Source organism: Chryseobacterium bernardetii, assembly GCF_003815975.1.
Classification (GTDB): Bacteria; Bacteroidota; Bacteroidia; order Flavobacteriales; family Weeksellaceae; genus Chryseobacterium; species Chryseobacterium bernardetii.
Genome location: NZ_CP033932.1, coordinates 2,419,066 through 2,432,120 on the forward strand (window position 1 = coordinate 2,419,066; position 13,055 = coordinate 2,432,120).

Below are 13,055 nucleotides of genomic sequence, written 5' to 3' on the forward strand. Positions count from 1 at the left end.
GTCGCGATTGTTTGTCGTCTTCAAAAGTCGGCGATTTCACGCTGAATTTAGCTCAGCAATAAAATTAATAAAAATGATAAACGCTGAGCTATGGAAAAAGAACTACCGATCTACACAGATCCCGATTATGGAATCGAGTTTATTGTTGATATACAGAAATTCGAATTTCGAGAAAGAGCCAACCCTGACAATCGTTACACATTAGAGGATATAAGTGATCTGGGTGAAGAAGGATACTTTTTTGATCATTTCGATAAATCAACAGGGATGACCATTTGTATAAAGCCTCCTCAATTTGTTACGCTGGCTCCACAGCAGATGGCAGAGAAATATAATAAAGCTGTTGAGGAAATTCTTTTGCTGACCGATTTTGAACTTATGGTCGATCAGGAGGTACTGACAAGACGAATTAAGTATGGTGAACTTCCCACGATTAAAATTGGCGACCACATCTTTTACGCAGATGCACGTATCGATCTTTTAAGGCCCAAGGACGATTTTTCATCAGTGGGTATACGTTTTGACGATCTGGAGGATTGGTATGTTGAGGATAAAAATGTCTATGCCTTTCCTTACGATCCCAAAAATTATAAAATAGGTGATCGGGAGTGGGATAAAATATTGGATTATCCCACAGATTTAATTTTTGTTGAAATTCCTCATGTGAGGACACTTGATCCTGTGGGATGGAACAGAAGACATGGCTGGCGTGAAATAGAAGATCTAAAAGAAACAGGCCTGAAACTTGACTTTAAAGCCGAGCTGGTCCCCTGGAATAAGTCTGGAATCGATAAACTGATATGGGAAAACAGGATTAAACAACCTATCAGGGAAGCAGTTAAAGAAAGAGATAAAAGGAAAGAAAATAAAAAGGGGCGGAAATTATAGAATCTTTAAGGATATAGCTTTATGCTAAGAGTTTATAAACTTGGTTAACAACTAATTAGATAACGGTGATGTACGAATTCCTTTAGTTAAAGATCCGTGAATGGGAAATTTGGATTTTTTTAAAAACTTTTGCTACGAAAGATTCTACTGTTGGACTTAAGTTAATGAGAAGGAAGCGATACATCGCGTATCGCTTCCTTCTGAGAAGTTATTATAAATATCCTAACATTTCGTTTTTCGGATAGATGGTCTATTTTTCGGTATATCGTTCTCCAGGGGATATTTTACTATCGACACTTGGGTCATCGGTTCCCATTGCATTCAACGCTATCAGATCCAATTGTGGCTTAATAGCAGGGGAAGGCTTAGTAAAAGGATTGGTAAAAGAGGTGTAGTCGGTAAAATAACCACCCGATCTCATATATATAGCATTGGCATATTCACCGGATGAAATCACACCACCAGCAACATCGGCTCTTCCTTGCGCCTGGTCTCCGGTGAAGATATAGTTAATAGGCTCAACGTATTGCCCCTGATCGGTGATAAACCAATGATTTGTAAAGTAAGCTTTATGCTCAGCGGCTCCCATCTGTCCGTTAAAATCCTCTATAAAATGCCCCGCGCTTGTATACCAGTATGGTCCCTTAACTGTCGATTGTGTGACTCCTTTATCTCCAGGTAGTACTTCCTGCCGTCTCCATTCGCACATAAAGATCCATTCGGTACCGTTGTGAAACCAAGCCTTATACAAAGTTGAATTAGGAAATCGTACCTGGTCAGGATGGGGGCGGATACGAAGTAAAACTTTATAAGTTTTACCAGTTTCCCACTTAACATTCAGATAACTCTGCCCGCCGGTACCTTCACCGCCAAACACCGAATATGTAATACCAGGTCTATACTGTGGCTGATTACATACCCGAACAATTTTGGGATTATACTTAACTTTTAATGCAGAAGGATCAGACTCCTCTATTGCCGCCCATATCGAGAACAGGAACCGACGCTCTGTTGCCGAGTTGGTCTGTATACCAGCGTATCCCTGTCCATTGCCGGAGGTCATATAATATGTATATAATGGATCTCCTCCTGGAGGTACCGTGACTTCAGTATAGAAATATTCCATATTGCCTGTCGGTGCGGTCATATTCATGTGGATGGATGGCGCAGCAATTCCGTCTCTTGGTGTAGCATAAGAGAAACTAATTCCGGTCTTTTTGCCATTAAATAGTGCACCCTGATCTCCTCTGGTAGCCCATCCGTTGAGCCAAAGTTCATAAAAGCGATAGTAATATGAACTATTTCCACTACCTGGGCGTAAACCTACCCCACGAATCTCCAATTTTACCTGTACCCCGACGTTTCCTGCAGGAATTTCAGGGATAATGATACGATGTAGAGTCACTGTATCAGTAGCGGTTGTCTTGCCAATCAAACGGTAGCTATGATTGTAATCAGTTGTCCCATTATCATCCTTTGCAGGCAACCCATTGATATATGCCTTTACATTGATCTGTTCGCCGTTCGGCGAGGTACCACCGCTACCGGTACGGCCTGCTAACGCAAGCTGCAATTCTCCAGCATGACGTGCGACAAAGTAGATCGTATGTACCCCGGTAGGATCAGGTCCGCTGTTATTATTTTGAATGTAGCCGGTTGTCGCGTTCCCACTACGGCTGAGACCTAAACCTGAACCTGAACTATAAGCATTTCCCCAGAGGCCAAACTTAATGGGTTTATATTTGGGTGTTTCACCTTCAAACCGGCGTTGCGTCTCATTTCGTGGAAACGGCTCAGGTTCTTCCAACCATTTTAATGCTATTTTCCATTCTTTTTTGTTACCATTTGCTGCGCGTACTGTATAGACAATATTTTCCTGCGAAAAATCCGTCACACTGCCCGAAATAGGGGCAACAGTTGCGTTGGAAGAGACTTCAATATTGGGACGAAGCAATTTACCCACATACCAAGGAACCATCACATAGACAGAATCTTTATCGGGTACAATATTCGTCTCGACCTTATCTCCATCTTTATATTCGGGAAACTGAGTTATATCAATATTGAAAGCCACAATATCGTTTATACCGGGGCGGTTTGGATCCGGTTTGTCGAGGTCGGGGTATGTAAGCCTTTTACAGCTTCCCAGTCCAATGGATAGGATACATAATACCAACACTATAATGCAATGGAATCTAAATATCTTCATGTTATTTTTAGATATGTTCAAAACTTAATTTATTTTTCCAAAAAGCTCTATTTCCGCCAATGCTGCAAACCCACCAACAGAGGCACCTGCGTTCGGGTCGAGATAATTCTCACCTTTGATTACAATCTTTACATTGGTCGGATTTTTCACAGATACGGGCAAGACAATACTGCTTACATGCGGCAGGGCAAAATAAGGGGTTTCATCACCTTTATACATCAATTTGTAACCTTCTGAATCCACCGATCCCAGGCTATTCTCTTTCCAGATATCATCGTTTCCGGGCACTGTACTATTTGTATCAGTACCATCTCCTTTTACATAGATAAGATATTGTCCCCAACGACCGTTACTTTTCCTTGGTTCTGTTCTGGGGTAGAGCACAATCATATCCAGGTTTTCTGCACCCGGTTCTAATGAAAATGAAATTGTATGATTTTGTCCTTGTGTGCTGTTTGTCGAATACCGGCTATGCCACATTGAAACATAATCCCCATCGATCGTCCAGGATGCCGGTCCATCCGGTTGCTCGGATGAAGCCACAGCACTTGTAATAGGCAGTTTGCGGGTAGGTAAGCCACTTTGTTTTATCTGCATGGTTGTACTCCGTCCGGGAACCTTGAGTGTAATGACTGTTGATCTCGGACTGATCGAACTATTACGTTGCGTAGTAATCTCCAAATATTTGTCTTTGACATTAATGGAAAGCCATTCGCGGGCAACCTCGGGAATTTCTACTTCTAACGGATATACGGTGCTGTACACCCGATTGAGATAAGTTTCGCCATCCCCGACAAAGGTCAGGTCCGCCTCTTCAACCATTACGCTCGGTGGGATAGCGATACGGTCTTTGCTACATGAAAATAATAGCGTAAAGATAACAGCCAATAAAAATATCTTCTTCATATAAGGTCTTGTTAATAAGTCTATAAATGTCTTAATTGACAGGATTTTGTGTCAGCGGAATCGGATACGCGTCAATCTCACTTTGCGGTATATATTCCACAACGCGCGGATCTGTTGGCAGAATCTCAAGTGGATAGTTTGTGCCTGTCAGGTGTGATCCTGGATAGCGTCTATCGATGACTTGCTGATTTCGCAATATATCATATTTTCGCTGCGCTTCCCATGCAAGTTCCAGCCGGCGCTCGTTCAGTATCCACTGTAGTATCTCCGCATTAGTACCTGCTTGCGCGACAGTTTTCAGCGGCACATTTGCCCGCGTACGAATCACATTCAGATCAGCCACGGCTCCTGAAAAATCGTTGCGATGCCACTTTGCCTCGGCACGTGTCAGGTACATCTCTGCCAGACGGAACAATACCGGGGAATATAGCTGGGATTGCTGCTCCTGGTATGAGCATTTCATAATATATCTTTTAGGATAACCATTTCTATCGATCAGCGCTGGTTCTATCCATACATTATAGCGTGTACCGCCAGACATGACATAATACTGTGTATTTCCTTCTGCGGTGGTTTCTTTCTGTACGGTAGGGCTACTATACTGGTTAGCATCCTGTACAATGGTATAATCATTGCCCGATCTCTGAACCTTCTTCCATACGTAATTATATGTCTTGGCTGTCTCATTACCGACAACATAGATCATCCACAGGTCCTGGCCGCTTTGGGGCTGATTACTGATAAAACTAAAGCGAAGATCATTTGGATTTCGGCGCAATAAATTAAGATACGATTCGGAAGGGTACATTTCACCCCAGCCCACTTGATCGATTGTCGAATACATAGCACCCACTGAATATTCATCCATAAAATAATCTTTGAAATCAGCATCTTTCACCATCCGAATACACCAGATAGTTTCCGAATTTGCCTCTGGGACATGTTGTGCATATTTTTGGTATGCCTCTCCCTGTAATAATGAATACCTGCCTGAATTAATTACAGAATCTGCATACAGCCCGGCCTTTTCCCAATCGCCCATATACAAATAGATCCGTGACAAGAAAGCCCAGGCAACCTCCTGAGAAGCGTAGTTGTTATTTTTGGGGAGTGTCGAACCTGATCTTTTCATATAGGACGCTGCCCGCGTTGCATCGCTCAAAATTTGGTCATAGACCTGCGCTACGGTACTCCTTGGCGGGAAATAATCGATATCATTGGTTGTTTTGATAGGAATACCTAGGTTGTTATTGGCACCTCCGGCATCCAGATATTGACGGCCGAAGATATTGTTACAATTGAAATATGCCGACGCACGGAGCAACAGATTTTCGCCGATCAGATGATTGATAGATTCCTTCTCTGCCTCAGGAGCCGCATAGTTTTCCAATACCGGTAACAATGAATTTATGCTACCTATCATCTGGTAAGTAAAAAGCCACACGCGTGCCGTGTAATAACTATTTGCACTGCGTGTGTAACGATAAAAATTGAACAGCTCATCGGAAGTGGTCCCAGAAAGCGATACATTGTCGCCGCCATATTCACCTATCTGATGGATCGTCTTGTAATAGTACTCTTCTTTCATCTTCGCATAGGTACCGCGTGTAATCGATTCTGCACTGCCGACCGAGATATTATCATCGGAGATCGAATCATAAGGAAACCTGTCGAGTTTTTTGCATCCATCCAATAAAACGACAGCAAGTAATCCCGCGAATCCTACTTTTATATTTTTTATGTTAAGTCTCATCTGGATATATTTCATAATTAAAAACTAAAGTTGACGCCCAACGAAAATCGACGTACTGTTGGGTAGATATCAGTCGCATAGGTTCCATTGCTTTTGCCTATGCCGGCTTCTACATCTGCTCCCGAGAATTTGGTCAATGTCCACAGATTTTCTCCAGTCACATAAAATCGTGCATTTTTCAAACGGATTTTCTGCAATAATGCTGAAGATACATCGTAAGCTAAAGTGACATTTGATAATCGGAAATAGCTGCCATCTTCAAGATAGCGGGTAGACAATTCATTGGAACTACTGTTTCCCCCTGACACAGCCTGGGGATGCGTAGCGATATCTCCGGGTTGCTGCCATCTCACCCAATCTTTATTGGAAGAAAGACTCATGGCATTGTATGTGGGATAAGCACCATCATTGTCATAAAATTGACGAGCGGCATGATAAATCTTGTTTCCTGAAGCGAAAACACCTATTGCGGATAGTGTAAGGTGCTTATAGGATAAGCTTGAATTTATGCCACCTGTAAATTTAGGTGTAGATGATCCTGCCAGTACCCGGGTCGCCTTTGCACGATCAGTTACAACCGAGCGGGCGCCAGTTTGCGGATCATAAGCATACCAAAGCGGTGCTCCGGTGTAAACATCTACTCCCGCCCATTCCGGCAGATAATATGTATCCCGGTCTTCACCTACGCGAAAAATTTTGTTACTCGTATCATCGGGAAACTGATCGGCATTCCCATTCGCCAGCTCCGTAATTCGATTTTTATTGTAGCCAAAATTTGTGCCTAGAGACCATTTCCATCGATCTGTCAAAATAATATCGCCTGAAAGACTTACTTCGATCCCGTCATTTCTTAATGCCCCGATATTTTCATAACGGCTATTGTAGCCTGTCAGCGCACTTAGCTTGCGTGAATACAGGAGATCCGAAGTGTTTTTGACATAATATTCAGCAGTAAGATTTAAACGTTTGAATAAACTCGCATCAACAGCAAAATTTGTTTCGTATGCCTTTTCCCATGCGAGGCCAGAGTTTCCAAGTACATTTGGGAATGCCGCTGGAATACCTACATAGTTGCGGTTGAGCGCATAGACACTCAGGTAAGAATAGTTTCCTAAGCTGGATGAGTTACCGATGGAACCATAGCTGAATCTTAATTTAAGAAGATCTACAAAAGACAGGGATTTTATAAAATCTTCTTTTTCCATTGACCAGGCAGCTCCGACGGTCCAAAAATTGCCGTATCTATTTTGGGGCCCAAATTTTGAAGAACCATCGCGGCGAAAAGAAAATTGTGCGCTATACTTATTATCATAGACATAATTTGTATTAAAATACATTGATCGGGTTGCATTTTCATATTTGGTGCCTTTCACGCTATAAGCTTTTGCCGCCACGTCAAGGACTTCACTATTTATTGGTATAGACTGTCCGATTGCATTTGTATTTTCATACAAATAATCACTGTATTCGTAGCCCAGGAAAGCGTTTATGCTGTGTACTGTTTCAAAAACACGAGAAAAACGCAACAGTTGATTTGTATATCGTGTTGTCGCCAGATCTTCCTTATTTTCGATAGCTCCACCGGTTGCTTCCGAACCGATCGCACGCGGATCGGTATAAACCATACCGCGGGAAAAGCGAAACCCAATACTGTTATTCGACTCGAAGGTCAGCCAATCCGTTAGCCGGTAATCAAATCCAAAATTGCCGTTGATACCGATCTGTTTATTTTTTTCATAATTAAACTGGTTGTTATAAAGATAATTGTCCATATCCCGGCCATGCCAGTCCAATGCTGTTCCCATTCCGGTCTCTTTCCCGGTACGTACAGATCCATCGGGATTAAATGGATAATCCCAAGGTAAATAAGTCATTGCGCTATAGATACTCTGCTGCCTGTCGTCCGTAGTCCTATAGTTTCCGGCAACTTTAAGATAAACTTTCAGCTTGTCGTTGAATGAATAATCTATATTATCCCTAAAGCTTATACGGTCGAATGTATAGTCTCTTACCGTTCCCGATTCTTTATAGTAATCGAAAGACAAGAAATTGCGTACTTTTTCTGTTCCTAAAGTATGTGAAACTGTATGGTTTTGTGTCGTACCGGTTTGTGTGGCAAAATTAAACCAGTTCGTATTATGGGAAAGCAATGCGTCCTTGTCGCTTAACCAGGGATAATCCTTTAGAGCGTTCTTCATTGCGATTGAATATGCATACAGTTCAGGACCATCCATTAAGTGGAAATTTCCGAGATTTTGTGTGGCTATACCAAATTTGGAGCTTGCAGCAATGGTATTTTCTCCCGTACGACCACTTTTGGTCGTTACAAGCACGACACCATTTGTGGCACGCGATCCATATAATGCCGTAGCCGAAGCATCTTTCAAGATGGAGATACTCTCGATTTCATTGGGATTTAATTGTGCTCCTGTTCCCGAAACTACCCCATCTATTACCCATAGTGGTTCGATGGTATTATCTCCGCCTAGCGAACTTTTTCCACGGATACGGATTACAGCAGGATCGCCCGGTCTACCGGACGTATTTAATACCTGTACCCCCGCGACTTTACCCTGTAGCATGCCATTGACATTAGGAGAAGTTACTGTGGTTAGTTCCTTCGCCTTTAGCGTTGTTATGGATCCGGTAACCGAACTTTTCTTTTGTGTACCATATGCTACAGTAACCACTTCGTCGAGCATAGATTCTTTCGGTCGAAGAACGACAGGGCCTTTCAATTCGCGGATGCGTAACTCCTGTGTCTGGTAACCGACATAGACGATTTCCACTATAGCGTTGCCTTGAGATACTGTGAGTTCGAACCAGCCACCCTGATCAGTTACAGCCATAATTTTACTGCCTTTAACCTTGACCGTAGCTCCGGGCAGAGGTTGTCCTTTCTCATCGGTCACACGTCCCCGAAAGATCTCCTGTTGCAATATCTTATTCGACAGGTTTAGGTTTTTATCCGTTACGACACTATTCTTTTCTGTCAGGGTGATAACTTTATTCGAGATATCATAGTCAAGTGGCTGACTGGCAAAAAGAAGAGATAAAGCTTCTCCTAGAAGCTTCCCTTCAATCTTAATGGTGATGGGATTGGCTTTTTCCAAAAGTTCTTCCTGAACCACAAACGAATAATCTGTCTGTTTTTGGATATTACGCAAAACTGACTTCATTGAAGCTGATTTCACGTTTAGGTTAATAATTTGGGCTGCCGTTTTTCCGGTCACCTGTAAGCAAAAAAACAAAGATAGAAGTATCGTTAGTTTCATACTCAGGATTTTAAAGAAAACACCTCGGGACAGTAAATTGGAATACCATCCTTTGGCATGAATAAATTTATCCATACATTTGTTAAGGTTACTTGTCATAAATCAGTTCATTTTATTACATTTTGGCCTACTGCGGAGTTGTGGTGTTCGAGCACCACAGCTCTGTTTCTGACAGAGGGCCGTTCCTCTATTTAATCTTATTTTCTTTTTATATATACCCTCCTTTCATTTACTGCAAATGCTATATTATAGTTTACTTCCAAGGCTTTTAACACATCTTTTAGAGGTAGGTTACGTTTGAGTGATCCAAATACTTTTTTCTGCGCAATACCATCTGGTATTGCCTCAAATTGCACATCATACCAGCGTTCCAATTCTCGGGTCACTTCGCTCAGCGTCAGGCTATTCAGCATAATTTGCCCATTTGTCCACCCAGCATAATCTTCGGCATCCACTTGCTGTAGCGATGTTAGTCCATCAATGGATGTTTTTAACTGTTGACCGGGCTTTAAAATCTGTATTTTGCTATATTTCTTGCTTTTCACTTTTACAGCACCTTCCAATAGCGTAGTTGATTGGATTTCACTTTCGGGATATGCTTTCACATTAAACTTGGTACCCAATACCTGGATAATCTGCCTGCTGGTTTCAACAATAAAAGAATGGCGAACCTGGCTTTTGGCAACTTCCAGATATACTTCACCACTGACTGATATACGCCGCTCATTACCGGTAAATCGAGCAGGATACCTTACTCTTGAATCTGCATTAAGCCAGATGCGGGTGCCATCTTCTAATACCAGCTGATATTGTCCGGCCCTTGGTGTGGTTACGGTCACCCATTTAACCGTATCAGAAGCAATAAGTGATCTACCATCGCCGTAACCGATAAAACCTTTCCCATTTGTAAGGACTGCCTCCGATTCGCTTAGATGTATAGGTTTACCTCCATCTAGTGTAAGAGTAGCTCGATTTGTGCCAGAAAGTATCTCTGTTCTGACAATATTGTGCTGAGATGTTCCATCCTTTTTTGTCCACAACAGATAAGAGATTGCTCCAACCGCAATTAACATAGCGGCAGGTAACCATCGGATTAATCTATGCATGCGGGCGGGACCTTTCCTAATAGGCTGAGATAATAGGATAGTACTGTCCAGCTGTTGAGCCAATCGATCAATTTTATCCTGTGAAATAATATCTGGAATAGGTTTTTCAAGCTGGGAAAGGATACATTCCTTAAGCTTATCACTATGTTCGTCCAATTCAAAGTAACTCAACAGTTTTGCTAACTCCTCCGGCGTCACAGATCCGGCCAAATATTTCTCAAATAATATAGTTATATCTTTAGGTTTCAAGAATCCTCCTGCTTTTATAGAGTTATACGGATCAAAAAGAAAAATGAGGTACAACAATATAAAATTATATTGATAAAATATTTAAAATACTGATATACAGCTGAATATTTTTTTATATCTAATGCAGCTTGTTTGCTTGGGTAGTACAGCTCAATACCATGAGAAGTAGAAATAATTCAGGATTCTTGATAACTTGTTCTTTCAGAAAAGCGTTTGCACGTTTTATATGGGTGTTGACAGTATGGCGGGTGATACCGACTTGTTTCGCGATTTCCTCATAACTATATCCTTCTAACTTTGCCATTCGGAATACAAGTCGCTGTTGTGCGGGCATTTTGGATAATATCTGGTGTAGCTGTTCAGAACGTTCCTTTTTGATAATGTTATCATAGACGTGATTGTCGCTTTGTTCGGTAACCACAGCCAACGTATCGTAAAGAGATTTATCAGAATTGGCCTTCCGAAATAGATCATATGCTTTATTGGTAGCAATCGTATAAAGGTAGGATTTAAAGTTTTTATCAGGATCGATCTGCCGGCAACTTTCCCAAACAGCCATAAATGTTTCCTGAGCGATATCCTGCGCTAGTTCTTCGGATTTAAATAGAAAAAGTAAATGACCAAGGATGTTTTTTTTATACGCATTATATAATTGCTCAAAAGCGTATCTATCTCCTTTATGAAGCCTCAAAAGTAATCCCTTTTCATCTATAGGTGGGATAGTTTTCATATTTGGTCAGTTTTTCAAGAACGAAGTTAAAAAATAAATAACGGAAAACTGCTATTGCCTGATTTTTCTTTTCTGCGTGTTAATGTTTACCGTTCTCTTTTGTACAATATTTTCCGATAATGCTTTATCCTGTTGAAAACTTTTTGAATTTAGTAGTTGGTATGTTGGATAATGAAGATAGTTCTCTTAATAAACAAAGATGGTCACAGGTACTGACAAACTAGTTTCCCAGTAAGTTGAAGATGTTAAAACCGTGGACGGCAACTTATCAGGAATCAGTGCGACACTGATTCCTGTAATTAAGAAGATCAATAAATAAGAAATACTATACTACAATCCTAGAAAGATGAATATTGTAGTCTTTCTTCTTCAAGATCAAGACGCATCAGATGTTTTTTTATTATATCCTCATCCAGATCTTTGTATTCTGCATTTTTTTTCAGCAGCCATCGTCTTTGAAATTCCAAAAGATCTATATAGAGATTTTTGGACGGAGCAGTTCGGCATACATTTTCGACATCATTATATTTTTTCTCCCACTTTGCTACCATGTTCATGACATGGGGATAATCCTGGATTTTATCACCGTATTTGTCCTGGAGGTAATGGACAGTTTCCACTGTCATTTCCTTAAAAAGACTGGCGCTGATCTGTTCTTCGGACATTTCGTTTTCTTCGGAAGGTAAGTTCAGTTTTTTAATGAGAAGGGGGAGAGTTAATCCCTGAACAACAAGAGTTAATAGGATGACTACAAAAGTGACAAATAAAATGAGGCTTCTTTCCGGGAAAAGCTGACCGTTATCCATATAAACCGGAATAGAAAGTGCTGCAGCTAAAGAAACCACTCCGCGCATCCCTGACCAGCCAAAGAAAACCGGGAATTGCCATCCGTGGTTCTGGGCAGCTGCGACCGTCATAAATTTTCTTGCAATGAATGTCGCAATTACGGCGGCATAAGAAGAGATAAACCGGATAAGTATTACAACGCCGGTAATCAAGACACCATATCCGATAGCTTTTGAAATGCTTACATTTTCAAGCTCTGCAATAATCTGGGGAAGGTCAAGACCGATCATCATGAAGACTGTACCGTTTAGTATAAAGCCCAGGCAGTTCCAGACACTTATTGTCCGTAATCTGGAAGAACTGCTCAAAAACTTATGCTGGTTATAGGACAGAAACAGTCCTCCCGATACAACAGACAATACACCGGAAGCGTGAGTTTCTTCAGCCGCAAGGTACATAATGTAGGGAGCAATGAGCGTTAAAATGGTATCTATATTAACATCTGTATCCAGTTTTTTATGTACTTCCATAAAGATTTTTCCTGTCAGAATACCAATTCCCACGCCACCGATCACCATCCAGAAAAAGCTTCCCAAAGCTTCATACCAAACAAAATGTCCGGTCATTACTGCGGCTATGGCAAAATGAAATATGATCAATGACGAAGCATCATTCAGTAGGCTTTCGCCCTCCAGGATAGCGGCGGAACTTTTGGGTATTTTCACATTTTTAAGAATTGCCCCCGCACTTACGGCATCCGGCGGCGATACAATTCCACCCAATAAAAAACCCAGGGCCAGGGTAAAACCGGGAATAAAATACCAAGCGGTAACTCCAACTGCGAAGGCAGTGAAGAATACAACCAAAAAGGCAAAACTGCTGATAATCCTGCGCCATTTCCACAGCTCTTTCCATGAAATATTCCATGCTGATTCGTAGAGCAGGGGAGGTAGGAATATAATGAAAATTAGCTCGGGATCAATTGTTATAACCGGGACACTGGGAATGAAGCTAACAGCTAATCCTGCCAATACCAGTAAAATAGGATAAGCGATCCTGATCTTTCTTGCCAGAATAATCAAAAGAGTAATCAATACTGCAAGGATCAGATAAAAAATAAATTTTTCTTCCATTTTGCAAAAATAATATTCCT

General features: G+C 41.4%; 8 protein-coding genes. 1 reads left to right on the forward strand and 7 read right to left on the reverse strand.

Going from position 1 to position 13,055, the window contains the following annotated elements; all coding sequences use genetic code 11:
- Nucleotides 1-90: 90 nt before the first annotated feature.
- Nucleotides 91-888 carry a hypothetical protein gene (locus tag EG339_RS11105; RefSeq protein WP_123870226.1) on the forward strand — a complete coding sequence of 266 codons (798 nt, stop codon included), beginning with the start codon at nt 91-93 and terminating at the stop codon, nt 886-888.
- A gap of 250 nt (nt 889-1,138) precedes the next feature.
- On the opposite strand, the gene EG339_RS11110 is transcribed toward EG339_RS11105, so the two are convergent.
- From EG339_RS11110 to EG339_RS11140, 7 genes are all read right to left on the reverse strand, one after another.
- Complete coding sequence (locus EG339_RS11110; protein WP_164466430.1) at nt 1,139-2,962, reverse strand: DUF3472 domain-containing protein; 1,824 nt, start codon at nt 2,960-2,962, stop codon at nt 1,139-1,141.
- A 159-nt stretch (nt 2,963-3,121) separates the two neighbouring features.
- A complete protein-coding gene (locus EG339_RS11115; protein WP_112376450.1) occupies nt 3,122-4,003 on the reverse strand; it encodes a hypothetical protein in 882 nt (293 codons plus the stop codon).
- Between the two features lie 31 nt (nt 4,004-4,034).
- The gene (locus tag EG339_RS11120) at nt 4,035-5,756 is read right to left on the reverse strand and encodes a RagB/SusD family nutrient uptake outer membrane protein (RefSeq protein ID WP_164466431.1); all 1,722 of its coding nucleotides are present in this window, start codon (nt 5,754-5,756) and stop codon (nt 4,035-4,037) included.
- A 17-nt stretch (nt 5,757-5,773) separates the two neighbouring features.
- Nucleotides 5,774-9,031, reverse strand: coding sequence for a SusC/RagA family TonB-linked outer membrane protein (locus tag EG339_RS11125; RefSeq protein ID WP_164466432.1), 3,258 nt, complete (start codon nt 9,029-9,031; stop codon nt 5,774-5,776).
- A 197-nt stretch (nt 9,032-9,228) separates the two neighbouring features.
- The gene (locus tag EG339_RS11130; protein ID WP_123870228.1) at nt 9,229-10,386 is read right to left on the reverse strand and encodes a FecR family protein; all 1,158 of its coding nucleotides are present in this window, start codon (nt 10,384-10,386) and stop codon (nt 9,229-9,231) included.
- Nucleotides 10,387-10,504: 118 nt separating this feature from the next.
- Nucleotides 10,505-11,116, reverse strand: a complete 612-nt coding sequence (locus EG339_RS11135) for an RNA polymerase sigma factor (protein ID WP_112376454.1) — start codon at nt 11,114-11,116, stop codon at nt 10,505-10,507.
- Between the two features lie 338 nt (nt 11,117-11,454).
- Complete coding sequence (locus tag EG339_RS11140; protein ID WP_112376455.1) at nt 11,455-13,035, reverse strand: Na+/H+ antiporter; 1,581 nt, start codon at nt 13,033-13,035, stop codon at nt 11,455-11,457.
- Nucleotides 13,036-13,055: the final 20 nt, after the last annotated feature.